This window comes from Paenibacillus sp. FSL R5-0744 (assembly GCF_037972555.1).
Taxonomy (GTDB): Bacteria; Bacillota; Bacilli; order Paenibacillales; family Paenibacillaceae; genus Paenibacillus_AQ.
Map to the genome: position 1 here is coordinate 6,464,273 of NZ_CP150228.1, position 18,339 is coordinate 6,482,611.

Below are 18,339 nucleotides of genomic sequence, written 5' to 3' on the forward strand. Positions count from 1 at the left end.
AGTTTCTTTTAACGGGACTGTGGTAATAAATGAAATGAGCATTGTACAGATGGAGGGATAATAAGATGGATCCACACCGTAAAATAACGCAAGGTCTTCCGCAATTTCCAGAATCAATATGGCGTGACACTACAGATTTACCGACCTTTCCAAAGCTGAATGAAGATATTTCGACAGATGTCGCTGTGATGGGCGGCGGTATTACAGGGATTACAACAGCCTATCTCTTAAGCAAAGCCGGATACAAAGTCGCACTCTTGGAGGCAGGGGAAATCCTCAGCGGTACTACGGGTTTTACAAGCGCCAAGATCTCCACTCAGCACGGATTAATCTATCATCATTTGCTGAAACATTTTGGGGCGGAGAATGCGCGGCTCTATTATCAATCGAACAATGAGGCTATGAATTGGATCTTAAATACGGCTGAGGAACTGGAAGTGTCTTGTGGCATGAAACGTGAAGCGGCCTATTTATACGCAGATGCTGAAGATCATAAAACGCTTAAACAGTTGGAAGAAGAGTATCAAGCCTATGAACAATTAGGCCTGCCCGGTGAATGGCTGGATAACGTCTCTATCCCTCTGATGGCGAGCGGTGCGATTAAATTACCAGGACAAGCTCGCTTTCACCCCCTGCAATATCTGAAGGCCTTATTGAAGGTTATCGTGGAAAAAGGTGGCATGATCTATGAGCATACGATGATGGCGGACAAGGTGGAGAAGAACGATACGCTTACGCTTTTTACGGAAAAGAATGACTTCCGTATCACCTGCCGTTACGCTGTGTCAGCTTCTCATTTCCCCTTCTACGATGGAGGTGCGTTATATTTCTCGCGACTGCATGCTGAACGTTCCTACTGTCTGGCGATCCAGCCCGAAACGGATTTTGAGGGTGGAATGTATTTAAGTGCCAGCGAACCAACCCGTTCTCTGCGTGCAGTGGAGTGGGAAGGCCAGAATCTGATTATCGTCGGGGGTGAGAATCATAAGACGGGCCAAGGCATTTGCACGATAGGTCATTATGAGAATCTGGAGCTGTTCGCAGGCCACTTGCTGGGCATCAAATCGATCCCTTACCGCTGGTCAGCACAGGATTTAATTACGCTGGACAAGGTCCCCTACATCGGCAAGATTTCGAACAGCGAAGAGATTTATATCGCTACCGGATTTGGAAAATGGGGCATGACAAGCGGTACCTTATCCGCTCAAATTATCTCCGATCAGATTCAGCGTAAGGATAATCCATACACAGAGCTATACGATCCATCCCGCTTCAAAGCTGGCGCCAGCCTAAAAAGCTTCTTCGTTCAAAATGCCAATGTGGCAAAAGAGCTTGTAGCGGGCAAAGTAGAAATCGTCCATAAAAAGACAAGTGATTTGAAGGCAGACGAAGGGGCTGTTGTCTTCCATGACGGCAAACGAGTCGGCGCCTATAAAGATCCGGAAGGGAAGCTTCATCTGGTAGACAGAACCTGTACACATATGGGCTGTGAATGCGAATGGAACGACGGCGACCGTTCTTGGGATTGCCCTTGCCACGGCTCCCGTTTCTCCTATGATGGAGAAGTCTTAGAGGGACCCGCATCCGTGCCGCTGACGAAGCTTTACGAATAAATCATTTCATTCGAGGAAACAAAATGATGGATTCATGGAAAATAACATCGCTATATATGGAAATTTTCAAATCGTTTCCTTCGGCGATTGTGAATGCTCTATAGCATTCAGGTATAATAGGACATGAACGAAGCATTAGCTTCAAAAATGTTTAAAGGAGCGTGACGTTAGAGATGGATTTGAGAGGAAAGAGTGTTGTGATTACTGGTGCAGGCAAAGGGATCGGCAAAGCCTTAGCCATGGCACTAGCTAAGGAAGGTGCTAATTTGGGCCTGATCTCCAGAACTTCAGGCGATCTCGAAGCGTTAAAATCAGCCTTAATGGAAGTATACGACGTGAAAGTCAGTGTCGCCGTAGCAGATATTGCTGTACGCGAAGAAGCTGAACGTGCGGTTGCTTACCTGCAAAACGAGCTAGGAACATTTGACGCATTAATCAACAATGCCGGAATTGCAAAATTCGGCACTTTAGTAGAAATGGACCCTGCCGATTGGGAAAGTCATATCCAAGTCAATCTTTACGGTACGTATTATGTAACTCGCGCTGCACTGCCAGCTATGATTGAGAAAAATGGTGGAAATATCATCAATATCTCTTCTACCGCTGGAGAACGCGGTTTCGCGACAGGCTCGGCTTACTGCGCATCCAAGTTCGCACTGATGGGCATGACCGAAGCTCTCGCACAAGAGGTACGTAAGCACAACATCCGCGTCGTAGCCTTGACTCCAAGCACTGTTAACACCGGATTAGCTTCCAACGCTGGACTTAAAATCGGTGACGAAGACCGCATGATGCAGCCTGAGGATGTAGCTGAATTGGCTTTAATAGCCTTGAAGCTGCCGGATCGTGTCTTCCTAAAAACAGCTGGACTCTGGACCACTAATCCGCAATAAAAGCGAGCTGGCTGGTTCTAATTCAAGCTCTGATTGCGCTTGTTCAGGAGAATGCGGCTGGATGTAGGAGGAAGAAGCTTGGATTGTTTTGTTGCAATTTGTGATCGATAATCCCTCAGGCTCTAACTCCTCTCGATGCTCTGATTGCACTTTGTGCAATAGAATGTCTCTGGTGGCGGCTAAAACTTGGTTTGATTGCACTTTGTGCAATCAAACTGGGGAAAAACACTACTTTAGGCGATTTAACCTTAATTCAATTGTACAGAGTGCAACAGAATACCTTTTGTAGACTAGTTCCTGGCTATTCTGTTGCACATTTTGCAATCAAACTTCACTTTCATCACCAGAGTAGGCAACTGGGGTTTAGGTACTTATTTAATTGTTAGTAATAATAATATTGTGGTGCTTATATTCTTCTTATAGTTGTGATTGGTACTTATAGTTACGATAAGTAATTGTAGTTAAGGGCCGTTACATCGAGCTCTAGTCACTACTAGGCGTTCGAGTAGCAATAGTTGCACTTTGTACATCTATTCAGCGTAATTAGAGGATCCTTCACGCTTTAATTGCACTCTGTGCAACTAAAAGCAGGCAATTCTCGACCATTCGCCAGATTCATCTAATTTAGTTGCAGAGAATACACTTATCGTCTTCGTTTCTAACGAACCAGAACTTTTAAGTGTATAAAGTGCAATTATTTATTCAGCCTAATGTTTATGTATGGATATCACACTACTGAACGGAGGTTTACCTAATATGCTAGTAGTAACAAATACCATTAAAGTTAAAGAAGGTCATGGTGAAGCCATCGCTCAACGTTTCGGAGGAAATAATGGTGTACAGGATATGCCAGGATTCGTCCGCATGGAGGTTTGGCAAGGAAGTGCCAAAGAAGGTGTTGAGGAATTAAAAATCTGTACCATGTGGGAGAATGAGGAGGCATTTAAAGGCTGGACATCCAGTGAATCCTTCCGTCAATCACACCGCGGTGCTAGTGGAAATGAAGCCATTCTTGGTGCTTCGATCGACAAATATAAGCTGATGATCAGCCGAACGCCCGGCACTAGCAATTAAGTGTAGAGATTGTACAACTAGTCCCGCAAGCTATTCGCATAACTTGCGTCTATGTGATATAGACCGGTCATACAATTAACAGAAGTACGACCGCCACGACAATAACAACAGGGATGCCCTAAGCCAATATGGCTTTGAGACATCCCTGTTTATTTTTACAGTGTGTCGCTTATTGCTCACTACCACGAGGCAGAGCTTCCTCCACCTCTTGATGTTTCCCCGGCCAGAATGCCCATCGACCAAAAAGTGTCGTAATAGCGGGCACAAGGAACGGACGTACTACGAAGGTATCAAGTAGAATACCTAGAGCGGTGATGATACCAAATTGCACAAGCACCTGAATCGGTAAGCTAGCTAATACAGCAAAAGTACCTGCCAGAATGAGGCCCGCAGAGGTAATTACCGAGCTGGTCTCATTCACGCCTTCCGCGATGGCCTGCTTAAGCGGCATGGTCTTACGTTTTTTCCAAATATTCGAGATCATAAAGATGTTGTAATCTTCTCCAAGCGCCACTAGGAATACAAAGGAATAGAGCGGAATCGCTCCCTGAATGGCATCTGCCCCCATCACATAGTGAATGATAATCCAGCCTAAGCCAAGTGCAGAGAAGAAGGAGAGAATGACCGTTCCGACCAGATAAATAGTCGCCACTATCGAACGCAGATATATCAACAACAGCAACGTGATCAATCCAATAACAACAGGAATAATCAGATCGGTGTCACGATCTCCGATTTTTTTGGTATCATACTGCGTCGCTGTCTGACCACTTACCCACACATGATCTGAAGGATTCTCTACCCCTACATCAATCAGCGCTTGCTCTGCTGTTGCTAGAAGGGCTGGAATATGCCCCATCGCTTCAAGTGAATAAGGATTGTTCTTAAATTCAATATCATAACCCAGAATATCCTTGTTCACAGCGCCATGCTGCGGATCGGAAACCGTGTCCACATACGTGAGCCCTCCGAGAATGACTTTAAGATCCTCTCCACTCGCTTGCCCCTTAGTATCAATAATCAGTTTAGCGGGTGCTAGTTCGCCCGGAGAAAACTGCTTACCGATGAGGTCGAACCCTTCGCGGGACTCCATATTTTTAGGAAAAGAAGAGAGGATATCATACGTAAACTTGATTCCACTAGAGAATGAAGCTAGAATCCCCAGTCCGATGACAGTCACTCCTACGATAGCCCAAGGCCTGGAAACTACAAATCCGCCAATCCCTTTTTTATGGGAGACTTTGGGTTCTGGAGCTGGTTTTCCTTTAGCCTTAGCCCGTTCAACCTCCATTTGCGGCGTGCGCGGAATGAATGGGAAGAACGAGGTCCGTCCGAAGATCGCCAACAGTGCTGGTACAAGCGTTAAGCTAGCAATCCCCATAATGAAAATCGACACGCTGAATGGGATGGCAAACCGATGGTAAGCTCCGTACTTGGCCAGTAATAACGCGAACAGCGCAAGCACAACGGTGAAACCACTCATAGCGATGGCGCCTGAAGAATCGGTAATGGAACGAAGCAGAGCACGACTTTTGCTTTGCTCTATCTTCAGAAGCTGACGGAATCGCGAAATCAGGAACAAACAATAGTCCGTACCCGCACCGAACAACAGGACCGTCATGATGGAAACTGCCTGCGAGTCTACGGTGATCCAGCCTTCTTGCGCCATTTTCCCAAGAATCGGGCTAGTTACACCATAAGCGAATCCAACAGCAATAAGCGGAATAAATGCCAAGATAGGCGAACGATAAATCACCAATAAAAACACCAGCACAAGCATAACCGTAGCAATTAGCAAGGAAACGTCTGCGTTCTGGAACAGGCCAGTAGCATCAATAGAGATACCCACCGGACCCGTAACACGTAAACTCAGCTCTTTGTCATCTACCTTAGCAGCGGAGGGGTCTCCACCCGTCTCCGTGTTTATGATCTTCTTCATTTCTGTCACAGCTTCGCCGAGCTGATCACTATCTGCCGTTTTATCAAAAAGCACTGGGGTTACCAGCGTACTAAGATCCTCAGATAACGAGGCTTGTAGTGCCTGTGGCGGCAGCTGTCCTAATGGAGGAACAAAATTCTGATGGGGTAACGGTTGCTGCTCCAACTTCTTGTACACAGCAGTGATATGTACTAAATCATCTTGTGAAAGCCCGCCTTCCCTATGCCATACGAGCAGCGCAGGCACTCCACTTCCACTAGGGAATTCTTGTTCTGCAATAGCTGCTGCCTGTACCGATTGTGCATCATCTGGGAGGTTAGGCGCATTGTTAGCAACCTGAGAATTCACTGCAGGCCATAACAGGGTAAGTGCACCTACCAGTACTATCCATACGAGAAGAGTAATCCACTTCGTCTTTTTTCCTGCCACCCATTTACCGTAGCCTGACATTCCCTTCATCCTCTCTTTTACCTTCCCGCCTTAAAAATGAGCCGCGGGTCATTTTTAATTCTATCATATATATGCTTTAATTTTTAATCAAACTTTTTTTATTTTTCTGAAAAATCAAAACACCTCATCACATATAAAATACCCCTCTCTTCACATATAAAATCAGCAACATGTGAAAAGAGGGGTTTATGGATTGCTATACTTTTTCTTTCACTTCAATTTAGCCTACGTCCAAATCTCCTTCGGAGAACTGACTGTTGTAAAGATCAGCATAGAATCCGCCTTGTGCAAGCAGTTCCTCATGGTTGCCCTTCTCGATTACACTACCTTGATTCATAACAAGGATAAGGTCGGCATCTCGAATCGTCGAAAGACGGTGAGCAATTACGAAGCTGGTTCTGTTTTGCATCAATGCTTTCATTGCTTTTTGAATCAACAATTCTGTCCGTGTATCGACACTGCTCGTTGCTTCATCAAGAATGAGGATCGATGGATCGGCCAGAATCGCACGCGCAATCGTAATCAGCTGCTTCTGTCCTTGAGAAATATTAGAAGCCTCTTCATTTAACACCGTATCATAGCCAAGCGGAAGTGTGCGGATAAAGTGATCGGCATGAGCAGCCTTGGCAGCACGTACCACATCAGCTTCTGAGGCACCTTCACGTCCATAAGCAATGTTATCGCGGATCGTACCATTGAACAGCCAGGTATCCTGAAGCACCATACCAAATTTGCTGCGCAGGTCACTCCGTCTCATGTTGGTAATATTGACGCCATCAATGATAATTTCCCCATCATTAAGCTCGTAGAAGCGCATCAACAGGTTAATCAGAGTGGTTTTACCAGCACCAGTAGGACCGACAATGGCTATAGTCTGACCTGGACTAACCTCAATATTCATGTCCTCAATCAGAATCGCATCTTCTTTATATCCGAATTTCACATGGCGGAACTCAACGGAACCTTCCGGAGTACCTTCATCAAGCTTCGCAAGTGTAGTATTAACTTCCTTAACTTCCTCTTCTTCATCCAGAAGTTCAAATACCCGTTCTGCGGAAGCAATAGTGGATTGAATAATATTCGCAATATTAGCCGTTTGTGCAATCGGCTGGGTGAACTGACGGGAGTACTGAATAAAAGCTTGAATATCCCCGACATCGATCATTTTTTTAGTAACAAAGATACCGCCGACTACACAAATCATTACATAACCCAAGTTACCGATAAACATCATGAGCGGCATAATCATACCCGACATGAATTGGGCACGCCAGCCAGAATCGTAAAGCTTATCGTTAATTTCATCGAAATCCTTAAGGGACTGCGGTTCACGACCAAATGCTTTAATAATCCGGTGACCTGTATACATTTCTTCTACATGACCATTCAACTGACCGAGTGACTTCTGCTGTCCGACAAAATAAGTCTGCGAGCGCTTGGAGATAGCCATAATCACAACGAAGCTGAGTGGCAATGTAACAATCGTAATCAAAGTCAGCCATGGGCTGATGGTAAGCATCATTACGATGACACCGATAATGGTGACAATAGAAGTAATTAATTGAGTTAAGCTCTGCTGCAGTGTAGTACTGATGTTATCCACATCATTCGTAGCACGGCTTAGAATTTCCCCGTGGGTACGGGAATCAAAATATTTCAAAGGCAAACGTTCCAGCTTGCTGTTGATCTGCTCACGCATGTCGTAGACGACCTTCTGAGCTACGCCAGCCATTACATACTGCTGAATATAGCTAAATAGAGCACTAAGCAAATACAGACCCGCAAGTATGATCAGGATATCATTAATGTATCCAAAATCAATGGAAGCTCCCTCAACACCCATTAATTTACCGTAAGCACCTTCGAATAGTTTAGTTGTTGCTTTACCCATAACCTTAGGACTGAAGATACTGAATACAGTACTGGCAATTGCCATAACAAGAACGATAATCAATTGAACCATACGAGGTCTTAAATACTTAATCAGACGACGAAGTGTACCCTTGAAGTCTTTAGCCTTTTCTGCAGGCATCCGCATGCCAGGGCCGCCACCAGGTCCAGGACCTTTATGGGCGCGCGGAGCAGCAGGTTTATTGTTTTGTTCGCTCATGCTATTTCCTCCTCTGACAGCTGCGAGGATACGATCTCGCGGTACACATCACTGCTCGCGAGCAGTTCACGGTGAGTGCCCATTCCGGCGATTTCACCCTCATCAATAACAATAATCCGGTCGGCATCCATAACGGTACTAACCCGTTGAGCTACGATTAGAACAGTGGATTCCGTGGTTTCATCTTTGAGTGCCGCACGAAGCTTGGCATCTGTTTTGAAATCAAGTGCAGAGAAGCTGTCGTCGAACAGATAAACTTGAGGTTTTCTCACAAGCGCACGTGCAATGGACAGCCGCTGTTTCTGACCACCAGAGACATTACTACCGCCTTGAGCAATTTCCGAATCAAATCCATCTTTCATTGCTGACACGAAATCGTAGGCCTGAGCTACCTTGGCTGCATGAATGATTTCTTCATCGGTAGCATCCTCTTTACCGTAGCGAATGTTTTCGTTAATCGTACCTGAGAACAATACCGCTTTTTGAGGGATGTAACCAATTTTGCTCCGTAGCTCTTCCTGAGTCATCTCACGCACATCTACTCCGTTAACACGTACAGCACCTTCGTTAACATCATAGAACCTTGGAATCAAGCTAAGCAGCGTAGATTTACCTGAACCAGTACCACCGATAATCGCAGTAACTTCACCTGGGCGAGCACTGAAGCTAATTTTCGAAAGTGCAGGTTGTTCCGCGCCAGGATAAGAAAAGGAGACATTATCGAATTCAACAAAACCACGCATATGATCACGGCCGTCTTTTTTAGTTGCTTGAGCCGTTGTTTGTAATTCACTCTCTGATGGATCTGTGAACTCCGGCCGCATATCGAGCACTTCATTGATACGCAAGGCTGAAGCTGAAGCACGAGGAATCAGCACGAACATCATCGACACCATAATCAGGGAGAACATGATTTGCATCGCATATTGAATAAATGCCATCAGTGAGCCGACTTGCAAATCGCCATCGCCGATTCGAATCCCACCAAAGTAAAGAATTGCGATCATGGAAAAGTTCATAACAATCATCATAAGCGGCATCAAGCCGGCCATGATTTTATTTACTTTGATCGCCGTGTCTGTCAGATCACGGTTAGCCTCGGAGAAGCGTTTATTCTCATGATCAATCCGGTTAAATGAACGGATAACACGGATACCCGTCAAATGTTCACGTAGAACCAGATTTAATTTATCCAGCTTGACCTGTATCGCTTTAAACAGTGGTAATCCCTTCATACCGATAAAGAAAATTGCACCAACGAGTACCGGAATAACTACTACAAATATCAATGATAATTTCGCATCTTCAGATACCGCCATGATGATACCACCAATCATCATCATCGGTGCACCGATCATCATACGCAGCATCATAGTAAGTACAGTCTGTACCTGCGTAATATCATTCGTTGTACGGGTAATTAAAGAGGCGGTACCAAGCTTATCGAATTCATGCAGTGTAAAATTCTCTACATGATTAAATACACGAGCACGGGTAAGTTTACCGAATCCTGCTGCCACTTTTGCTGATAAATAGCTGGCAATGACTGAACATAAGGCCCCGCCCCCTGCTACTAAAAGCATGAAGCTACCTATTTTCCAAATATAAGTACGGTCTCCCTGAACAATACCTTTGTCGACAATGTCGGACATCAGCGTAGGGAGGTATAAGTCGCCCATGGACTGCAAGAACACAAGAATTAATACAGCACCAATAGCTACTCGAAATGGCTTCAGTTGTTTAAATAATTTAATCAAGCTTCTCATCTCCGTTCATTTGTAGCCTATCCCAATTAGGTGGTGGATTATCCTCAACGAATGCATGTACTTTCAGCAACAGTTCTGTGAGCTGCTTAGTCTCTTTTTCACCTAAGTAACGTACGAGCTCATCCAGCATTGCGTCTCTGTATTGCTCTGCTCTTCGTGTGAGTTTTTTTCCACTCTCCGTCAATTTCACGCGTACGACTCTTCGGTCCGAAGGATCTGCGTGTCTTTCCACCATCTGTTTCGCCTCAAGACTATTAATCAACTGCGTAATAGTTGGAGGTGTGAATCCGAGTAGTCGGCTGATTTCAGATATCTTTAGACCCTCATCATCAGAATGATTCCATTTTTCAATGCATATCATTAAAGTCATCTCACTCGGCTTATGGCCTTCAACACCCTTTTGCCATTGGCCTTTATGCAGCCGTTTCATCGCCGCAAAAAGCTCGTGTGCGACTGAATTTTCAGTATTTTCTGTATTTCCTCCGTTTATCCCAATTTCTTTCACCTCTAATTTAGTTAGGTCAGCTAATTATTAAACACTGTATTATTTAGGCTACCTAATTATATTTTCGGTGCAACGCTTTGTCAAATTTTGAATACGGTATCAATTATTACGAAAAAGAAAACTCCCCAGCACAATGGCAAGGGAGTCCAATTTCGTATATGTATTACTCTGTATTATAAGAATACTGAATAGATTTCTGTATTCTTAGAACCAAGCTCCATGCTCGTACGTTGTAATGCCTCCATTGCTTCCAGAGCCTACAGGTCCGATAATGATGAAGCTAAACAATGCTAACACGCTTACCATCATCAATAGTGATTTTTTCATTTTTTCTCACCCCCTTTACTAATTCTCTATATTTCTCCTGTTGAGCAGTATTAGCATAATCTCTACTCATTTCAAATAAAGTTATACAATTAATAAAGTCTTTTCCATTATTCTGCTTAATAGATAACTCGAGAGATTTCACAAGATAATCCACGCCTGTAACATAACGTTTCCTATTTATTTGATAGATCGCTACTTGATAGTACAAACGGAATACACGGTCCACGTTATTCGGCTCCTGAAACCCTTCAAATCTCAACATTTCTCGTGAGAATCGTGTAAGTATATTATCAGCAGAGAACCCATATCGATTAGCCGCATCCATAATAGTAATAAGTCCTGCCAAGATTTCGCCCGGGTGATCTGCCAAAAAATCCGTATAGTTAGGCAAGACATCCACATTGCCCATCAACATCTCTATCGTGAATCCATTACCAATTGCGAATAACCGGAATTGCTCTACAGCCTGACGACCTTCTTCGTTAATCATTTCAAACCAGCTAAGGTCTGCATAGCCTGCAGTATACTTCTTAGCTTCCTCATATTTACCCTGCTTGGTAAGTGAGATTGCTTTAAGTAGATATCCATGTCCATAATAAACAACAAGCGGACGTTCAGTATGAAGAACTTCCTTTCTTCTATCCTGACTTTTTCGTAATTGGTCACGATAAACAGCATTGGCCAACGTTCTTAGTTCATCAGCGAACGACTCCATTTTAATCCATCGACGAAGATCAAAGCTCAACTGCGTTAGAGTAAGTAGACCATCTAACTGCATATTTTCTGGCAGTCGATTCCTGAAAGGTTCAAATGTAATAACTGCATGCAACTTCTCATCTGAATCGACAATTGATAAGATTGCTCTAAAAATACGATAATGACTGATAGCCAATCTCTCTGAGTAACTGTCGGACTCATTCTCTGCTACAATTTTATAGAAAAACATGGATTCATCTATTTTACCTTTATTAAACAATTTTTCAGCTATCGAATAAACGATATCTAGCGATTTAGGATATTCCAATAACTTGCTTAATGTTTCATCAATACATTGCTGCTTGCCTAGTTCAGCGCAACGTATTAAAAAAGGCTCCACCCTGCGGCGTGAGACCTTCTCCTCATTAAAGCATTCATCAATATATAAAGGATACAACCAACCGTCAGGAAATCCAAAGGCTTTAATGATTGCATCTATTTGTCCCAGGGACATAGGCTTCGGCGGATTCCCGTGCAAAATTGCACTGAGACTTCCACGATTCAGGCCACATATTTTTGAAAATGAGGCGAGATTATGGCCGGAGCGGGACAGATTTTTCTCAATTTCTGAGCGTATAGTTGTTAACTTTCCCTCCACTCGGCACCCCCAAAGTTTGACTTGAAAAGATCCTATTAATTGACATTATAGGTGAAAGTTATGGATTGTACAACTTATAGATTGTACGACAAAAAGAGGAGCGTATTTCTCTCCTCTTTATCGGTTGGATCTTTGTAATAGTGTAATTCTATGGATGTATCGAGTTTAATTTATTGTAATAGCGGCTTTTGAGCTTCAGCAGCAAGCTGTTGCACTTGCCTTGCGACTGCGCAAGTTCTCCATCATCTTATGTTGTGCCAGCAAAATATAACCGTCCAATCGCTCGCTTAGCTCTAGGACAGCATGGTCACTAAGACTCCGTTGCTCCGCGACTTCCAGCAATTCGCATCTAAGGCTCTCTATAGTCACAAACAGCTCATCTTCTCTGTAGTCTCTTCTATAAGCTTTCTCGGAAGAACCTTGATATAGTGTCACAACTCTCTCCTTCTCTCTATCAACATCTCTTCCTATCATAATCCATGATACCAAAAAACATATTTTCAAAAAAAAAGAAAAATTTGCAGAACATCCACAAAAAATAAAATAGCTATTTATTCGGATGTTCTATAGGCTCATAGGGAAGCTCATTTGGATACTGTTCTCTCAATAGTCCCTTTGCAAAAGAAATCCATTCACGTGCTGCGAATGATAAATAACGGTCTCTACGCCAAGCCATAGCGATCTGCCAAGGAATTACCGGTTCTGTCAAAGGAATGACTACCAATCGTGAGCGATCCATGTCACGGCAAATGGTTTCCGGCAATAATGCGATTCCCATTCCTGCGGCTACCATCTTGCTGATTAAATCCCATTGTGAACTCTCATATATAACCTTCGGCTGAAATCCAGCTTTTACACATTCCGTAATAATCCGATCGTGCAGCGTGAAATCCTCTCGAAATAGCACGAACTCCTCTTCTGCCAGCTCACTTAGCGGAACAAGCTCTGCCTCGGCCAGTCGATGTCCCATAGGCAAAATAAGATTCAGCTTCTCTTCAACAAAGGTAAAACAATGAAGTTTGGCTGTATCTACAGGCAATACGACCATTCCAATGTCCAGCAGTCCCGTTTCTACATCTTCCTCCACTTTTTTGGCCCCATCCTCATGAAGACGAATCGTAACCTGCGGATAACGTTTATGAAATTGACCAATCACCGATGGAAAAAAGCTCGCTCCTACCATTGGAGGCAGGCCGATGCGGATGTGGCCCTGCTCCAGATTTCGTAAGTTATCCAGTTCGGAAGACAAGCTAGCGAAAGACTCCACGATATTTTGCGCTTTGGTGAACAAAATTTCCCCTGCGTCTGTAAGCCTTACACTCTTCCCTTCACGGTAGAACAAGTCCGCCTCCAGTTCGACCTCCATATTCCGAATCATTTTACTGATCGTGGGCTGTGTTATATATAATGATTCAGCAGCTCTGGTAAAGCTTTTCATTCGTGCCGCTTGAACGAAATATTCTAATTGTCGGATATCCATTTATGCGCCCCCTAATTCATAGACAAAAGGAATGTCATTTATTCGATCTATTCATTTTACCTATGAAAACAATTGATGTAAACTTTCATTATCATGAAAGGAGCGAAGCCTTATGAAAAAGATTGTTATAGGCTTGCTGCAGGTAGCGGGACTTATGTTATTCTCTTTACTTATCAATGCTGTGACCCCATTATTGCATATCCCTATTCCCGGAAGCATACTCGGAATGATTATATTGTTTCTCCTGCTTGAGTTCGGTGTCATTCGTCTGAATTGGGTAGAAGTTGGTGCTTCTTGGCTACTCGCCGAGCTCCTGCTGTTCTTCATTCCATCTGCTATAGGTGTAATGAAATACGCTAATATTCTGGAAACGGATGGATTACGCATTCTTGCCGTTGTCGTCTTAGGCACATTTGTTGTGATGGCTAGTTCCGGATTACTTACCAGTAGAATTTATAAAGCGAAGGAGCGGAAAGGATCATGTTAAACGCTCTGTTATTCTTTGCTCTCACGGTCGCGGTGTATTTACTCGCGAAACGTATCTATGCTTCTACTGGTAAAGTCTACACCTCTCCATTAATCATCACACCAGTGATTATGATCATCTTTCTGCTTATAACAGGCATTACTTATGACTCATACAATGCGGGAGGAAAATGGCTGACGAATTTGCTGCAACCAGCAACCATGGCCTTTGCCATCCCTTTGCATAAGAACTTCAAGGTACTCAAAAAGCACGCCGCCGAAATTGCGGCAGGCGTGCTGTCAGGGACGATAGTTGCGGTGATCTCTTCCATTCTGCTCGCCAAATGGCTGCATGTTAGCGGCGATCTGGCAGCTAGTCTGGTCCCACGTTCGGTAACTACACCGATCGCTATGAGCATCTCGCAAAGTATCGGCGGTGTACCAAGTATTACGGCAGTCTTCGTCATTATTACCGGGATACTGGGTACAATGATGGGCCCTACTGTACTTCGCATCTTCCGCATTGAGAATGAAATTGCGCGCGGTGTATCGCTGGGAACCGCTGCACATGGTACAGGAACATCTAAAGCCTTCGAGCTTAGTTCACTGACCGGAACCATCTCCAGTATTGCGATGATTCTGTCCGCGCTGTTATCTATAGGTGTGGCGCCAGCTTTGCTCGCGATATTCCTCCACTAGGCTAACCCAGCTTGGGCCAAGGGCATGTCTCTTTAGTACATCTAAAGTAGCATGTCCTTTTTCTATGAATCAAACCCTAGAACTTAACAGGCAATCCGCTTTGCGCTGAATCGTAGGCTGCACAGGTGACTTTTAGGGTTTTGTATCCATCCTCATAGTCGCATAAAATGCGCGAGCGATCGCCCGTCCGTACAGCATGTATGAAGGCTTCACTTTCTACTAAATATGGGTTTCCTGTATTCTCAAATTCGGTACTATTGCCGCTTCGCACTTCCAAGAGACGATCCGGGTTCCAGTCCAAAAGTCCCCGATCATTATAGAAGCTAAGACCTACACTTCCCACCTCATCAGGTAAAACGCATGTATTTGAAATATTAGCAATAATTCCATTTTCAAGTTTCAGGGATACGGTGCCTACATCTGCAACGCTCACACCTTCATGCTGTTCATGCATAATCCGGTTTCCGAACATACCGTAGACTTCCTTTACTTCTCCCGCTAGATAGCGCACTAAATCGACGATATGTGTAGTCTGCTCTGTGAATTGTCCTCCGGATTGCTTCTGATCACGCCACCAAGCTACGCCTGGCATGCCACCCATCCATTGCCCCATAATCATACCGACCTTGTCACCACGCAAAGTTTCTTTCAGACGTTTAATGTTCTCCTGATAGCGGAAATGATATCCTACCGAGGTTAACAAATTATGTTCTTTGATATCCTGAAGTAGGCTTGCAGGAATTTCAGTAGTCATACTAAGCGGTTTTTCTATAAAAAAGGGAATATCCCTCTTGATTAATGATCGTTCGATCGCACCATGAGATTGTGGGGGCACACAAATATAAACAGCATCGAGCTTCTCAGCATCCAGCATTTCCGTAATATCACCATATCCAGCAGCATCGTATGGACGTGCCATATCTTCGCCTTTAGCCTTACTGCTTCCGCAGACCGCCTGCAAACGGACATCATCCATCTCTGCCAGTAAATCAGCATGTACCTTAGAGAACCAACCCGTACCCACAATACCCACTTTTAATGTCATTCTTTTTCCTCCTGCCGATTGATTATGAATACCTTTTCATAGATTATACCCTCTTATGAGCGGATAAGATAATCTCTCCATTCTTCGGGAAGCAAATGCATATAAGGACTCTGCAAAAAGCGATCATCCGCAAGCACAATAATGCCTGTATCTGTTTCACTTCGAATCAGTCTGCCTCCAGCTTGCAATACCTTGCACATTCCCGGGTAGACATAAGCATAATCAAAGCCGTTTTTACCTCGGGCATTAAAATACTGACGCAGTAAATTACGCTCAAGACCAAGCTGCGGTAGGCCAACACCAACAACCATTACCCCGTTAAGACGGTCTCCTGGCAGATCTACACCTTCCGAAAAGATCCCTCCGAGTACAGCAAATCCTAACAGTGTCTCGTCATTATCTGGACTAAATGCTGCTAAAAAACTTTCTCTAGCCTGCTCACTCATGCCTGTATCCTGCATCAAAGTCCGTACTTCGGGGTAATTCTCCGTAAAGGCCTGATATACGTTTTGTAAATAGAGATATGAAGGAAAAAAAACCAGATAATTGCCCTTCTTTGAAACCATTTGATTCAATGCCTGAGTTAACGGGATGAGAGAAGCTTCCCGGTCATGATAACGTGTGGAGACAGGCAGCACGGTCACCTCCCACTGCTCCTTCTGAAAAGGAGATGAGACCGTTAAACTGTAATCTTCCTCCACCGCACCAATCATATCCCGATAATACGATAATGGAGAAAGCGTAGCAGAGAACAGAATCTGACTTCGAAAGCTCTTAGACATTTGTCGGAGTAAATGCGATGGATCCAAATTAAATAACTTCAAGTACACATCGCCGCGCCGAACCTCAGCATAGGTTATGTAGCGTTCATCATAGGTCTTAAAGGTGCGAAGCATCCCTTGAACTGCAAAATAGGTATCCAGAAGAACATTCTCTCCTTCTCCATTCTGAGGAACAATGCTGGCACTCGGGTGAATAAGTTCCTGTTCTGCCTCCAAAGAAAATATCTCAAGCAAGGCTGGCAGCTCCTCCGGGAACGAAGCCCACTGCCCTTGCCCCTCTTCATTACAAATTTTGCGAAGGGAGATGAAAAAAGCATTCACCGATTTAGCTGCAGTACTCAAATTACGGTTTACTTCCTTGTACTGACGCTGGATTTCTAGAAAGGGGGCCTTCAGCAAAGAGGCAGAGAACATCTCTCGTCCCCGGTCTACCAGATTATGTGCTTCATCTACCAGAAGCACCGTTTCTCTCTTTCTCTCCTCTGTTAGCCGTTTCAGGCTGATCCGAGGATCATATATATAATTGTAATCGCAGATCACCGCATCACAGGCATAGGCTGCATCCAGCGAGAACTCAAACGGGCACACTTTATGTTTGTGAGCATACAGTGCTAGGGTGTCTCTGCTCATCAGTGTCTCATGCTCTAACAGATCCATTACCGCATCATTAATCCGATCATAATAGCCTTCCGCATAGGGACAGGAATCCTTACCACAAATCCCTTCATCATGAAAACAGGTCTTCTCTTTAGCAGTAAGTGTGATGACATGCAGCTGAAGTCCCTGCGTCAGCAGTAACGAGATTGCTTCCTGCGCGGCAAAACGGGTAACCGTCTTAGCCGTTAAATAGAACAATCCTTTAGCTTGTCCTTCGCCCATTGCTTTAAGGACCGGGAACAGCGTCGACATTGTTTTTCCGATGCCTGTGGGCGCCTGAGCGAACAGACTGACCTTTTCTACGATGGATTTGTACACCGCTCCGGCAAAGTGCCGTTGTCCCTTTCGATAAGAAGGAAACGGGAATTGTAACTCTCGAAGGCTCTGCTCTTTCTTAGCATCATGACGAACCATCATCTCAGCGTACGGAGCATATCTGGCTACGGTATCATTAGCAAATGAGATCAGTTCATCTAAAGACAACGTTCGGTACAAGCTTTTTTGCTCATCAGTAGCCCGGTGGACATAGGTAAGCTTTACTTGAATAGAAGAAAGCTCCTGCTCCAGCGATACCATATATGCGTACATCAGCGCCTGAGCCCAATGAACCTCATGTCCCTCTTCCAGCATGTCCAGCAGTCCGGAGGTTGATTTGATTTCTTCGACCGTTAGGCTCCCATCCTCCGAAACAAGCAGTCCATCACAGCGCCCATCTACTATATAGAGTAAGCTACCATAAGGGATCTCTGTTTTCAGATAGACCTCCTTGCGGTCACCTTCCTTATATTGCTTTTGGATTTTCTGATGAATTCGTGTTCCTTCAACCATAGAGGAAGTACCATGAAATCCAGGCTCAATACTACCGCTGCGAAAAACATACTCGACGAGAGTTCTAACGGATAGGGTTACAGTATGATCCAACTTTTCTCACCTCCTTTAATTATCCATATATCCTTTTTGTTCCCAATGTCTATTTCGGTCCTTTAATCACTGTATAACCCCATGGGATAGCATAAACATCATCTTTCACCTATGCGTGTTTAACTTTACGCACTCCACAAAGCTTATACTTACGCTTTCGGTTTTTGACTTTCTTCTGCTAGCCCTGCATAATAAATTTTATTACTATGGAGTCATTTTGTCTTGGTGCTGTTTCGTCCTGTTTGAGAAATGGCGTTTT

General features: G+C 44.2%; 15 protein-coding genes. 5 read left to right on the top strand and 10 right to left on the bottom strand.

Annotation, left to right across the window (positions count from 1 at the left end; translation table 11 throughout):
- Nucleotides 1–65: 65 nt before the first annotated feature.
- From MKY19_RS28665 to MKY19_RS28675, 3 genes are all read left to right on the top strand, one after another.
- Nucleotides 66–1,613 (top strand): FAD-dependent oxidoreductase, encoded by a 1,548-nt coding sequence (locus MKY19_RS28665; protein ID WP_339799240.1) that lies wholly within the window; start codon nt 66–68, stop codon nt 1,611–1,613.
- Nucleotides 1,614–1,786: 173 nt separating this feature from the next.
- Nucleotides 1,787–2,506, top strand: a complete 720-nt coding sequence (locus MKY19_RS28670; protein ID WP_339799242.1) for a 3-ketoacyl-ACP reductase — start codon at nt 1,787–1,789, stop codon at nt 2,504–2,506.
- Between the two features lie 756 nt (nt 2,507–3,262).
- Nucleotides 3,263–3,580, top strand: coding sequence for an antibiotic biosynthesis monooxygenase (locus tag MKY19_RS28675; RefSeq protein WP_339799244.1), 318 nt, complete (start codon nt 3,263–3,265; stop codon nt 3,578–3,580).
- A 169-nt stretch (nt 3,581–3,749) separates the two neighbouring features.
- Here MKY19_RS28675 and MKY19_RS28680 read toward each other — a convergent pair whose 3' ends face one another.
- From MKY19_RS28680 to MKY19_RS28715, 8 genes are all read right to left on the bottom strand, one after another.
- Nucleotides 3,750–5,978 (bottom strand): MMPL family transporter, encoded by a 2,229-nt coding sequence (locus MKY19_RS28680; RefSeq protein ID WP_339799246.1) that lies wholly within the window; start codon nt 5,976–5,978, stop codon nt 3,750–3,752.
- A 211-nt stretch (nt 5,979–6,189) separates the two neighbouring features.
- The gene (locus tag MKY19_RS28685) at nt 6,190–8,079 is read right to left on the bottom strand and encodes an ABC transporter ATP-binding protein (protein WP_339267673.1); all 1,890 of its coding nucleotides are present in this window, start codon (nt 8,077–8,079) and stop codon (nt 6,190–6,192) included.
- Nucleotides 8,076–9,836 (bottom strand): ABC transporter ATP-binding protein, encoded by a 1,761-nt coding sequence (locus MKY19_RS28690; RefSeq protein WP_042131431.1) that lies wholly within the window; start codon nt 9,834–9,836, stop codon nt 8,076–8,078. The genes MKY19_RS28685 and MKY19_RS28690 overlap by 4 nt, the downstream gene beginning before the upstream one ends.
- On the bottom strand, nt 9,829–10,350 hold the full coding sequence (locus MKY19_RS28695) for a MarR family transcriptional regulator (protein WP_081382663.1): 522 nt from the start codon (nt 10,348–10,350) through the stop codon (nt 9,829–9,831). The genes MKY19_RS28690 and MKY19_RS28695 overlap by 8 nt, the downstream gene beginning before the upstream one ends.
- Nucleotides 10,351–10,554: 204 nt before the next feature.
- Nucleotides 10,555–10,677, bottom strand: coding sequence for a hypothetical protein (locus tag MKY19_RS28700; protein WP_262495583.1), 123 nt, complete (start codon nt 10,675–10,677; stop codon nt 10,555–10,557).
- Nucleotides 10,631–12,031, bottom strand: a complete 1,401-nt coding sequence (locus MKY19_RS28705) for a hypothetical protein (protein ID WP_042192578.1) — start codon at nt 12,029–12,031, stop codon at nt 10,631–10,633. Before MKY19_RS28705 ends, MKY19_RS28700 begins: the two co-directional genes overlap by 47 nt.
- A gap of 195 nt (nt 12,032–12,226) precedes the next feature.
- Nucleotides 12,227–12,466, bottom strand: a complete 240-nt coding sequence (locus MKY19_RS28710; RefSeq protein ID WP_076285614.1) for an aspartyl-phosphate phosphatase Spo0E family protein — start codon at nt 12,464–12,466, stop codon at nt 12,227–12,229.
- Between the two features lie 112 nt (nt 12,467–12,578).
- Nucleotides 12,579–13,511 carry a LysR family transcriptional regulator gene (locus MKY19_RS28715; protein WP_076285613.1) on the bottom strand — a complete coding sequence of 311 codons (933 nt, stop codon included), beginning with the start codon at nt 13,509–13,511 and terminating at the stop codon, nt 12,579–12,581.
- A 112-nt stretch (nt 13,512–13,623) separates the two neighbouring features.
- Here MKY19_RS28715 and MKY19_RS28720 point away from each other — a divergent pair, with 112 nt between their 5' ends.
- Together MKY19_RS28720 and MKY19_RS28725 are read left to right on the top strand one after the other, a co-directional pair.
- A complete protein-coding gene (locus MKY19_RS28720; protein ID WP_076285612.1) occupies nt 13,624–13,998 on the top strand; it encodes a CidA/LrgA family holin-like protein in 375 nt (124 codons plus the stop codon).
- Complete coding sequence (locus MKY19_RS28725; protein WP_076285611.1) at nt 13,992–14,675, top strand: CidB/LrgB family autolysis modulator; 684 nt, start codon at nt 13,992–13,994, stop codon at nt 14,673–14,675. The genes MKY19_RS28720 and MKY19_RS28725 overlap by 7 nt, the downstream gene beginning before the upstream one ends.
- A 76-nt stretch (nt 14,676–14,751) precedes the next feature.
- Here MKY19_RS28725 and MKY19_RS28730 read toward each other — a convergent pair whose 3' ends face one another.
- A complete protein-coding gene (locus MKY19_RS28730; protein WP_042131437.1) occupies nt 14,752–15,720 on the bottom strand; it encodes a Gfo/Idh/MocA family oxidoreductase in 969 nt (322 codons plus the stop codon).
- Nucleotides 15,721–15,773: 53 nt separating this feature from the next.
- Nucleotides 15,774–18,080 (bottom strand): helicase C-terminal domain-containing protein, encoded by a 2,307-nt coding sequence (locus tag MKY19_RS28735; protein ID WP_339799250.1) that lies wholly within the window; start codon nt 18,078–18,080, stop codon nt 15,774–15,776.
- Nucleotides 18,081–18,339 lie beyond the last annotated feature (259 nt).

Bases quoted from the DNA above. Each gene is read 5' to 3' on its own strand.
- MKY19_RS28680 (WP_339799246.1), bottom strand. From the start codon at position 5,978: ATGAAGGGAATGTCAGGCTACGGTAAATGGGTGGCAGGAAAAAAGACG.
- MKY19_RS28665 (WP_339799240.1), top strand. From the start codon at position 66: ATGGATCCACACCGTAAAATAACGCAAGGTCTTCCGCAATTTCCAGAA.
- MKY19_RS28715 (WP_076285613.1), bottom strand. From the start codon at position 13,511: ATGGATATCCGACAATTAGAATATTTCGTTCAAGCGGCACGAATGAAA.
- MKY19_RS28730 (WP_042131437.1), bottom strand. From the start codon at position 15,720: ATGACATTAAAAGTGGGTATTGTGGGTACGGGTTGGTTCTCTAAGGTA.
- MKY19_RS28700 (WP_262495583.1), bottom strand. From the start codon at position 10,677: ATGAAAAAATCACTATTGATGATGGTAAGCGTGTTAGCATTGTTTAGC.
- MKY19_RS28685 (WP_339267673.1), bottom strand. From the start codon at position 8,079: ATGAGCGAACAAAACAATAAACCTGCTGCTCCGCGCGCCCATAAAGGT.
- MKY19_RS28720 (WP_076285612.1), top strand. From the start codon at position 13,624: ATGAAAAAGATTGTTATAGGCTTGCTGCAGGTAGCGGGACTTATGTTA.
- MKY19_RS28675 (WP_339799244.1), top strand. From the start codon at position 3,263: ATGCTAGTAGTAACAAATACCATTAAAGTTAAAGAAGGTCATGGTGAA.
- MKY19_RS28670 (WP_339799242.1), top strand. From the start codon at position 1,787: ATGGATTTGAGAGGAAAGAGTGTTGTGATTACTGGTGCAGGCAAAGGG.
- MKY19_RS28725 (WP_076285611.1), top strand. From the start codon at position 13,992: ATGTTAAACGCTCTGTTATTCTTTGCTCTCACGGTCGCGGTGTATTTA.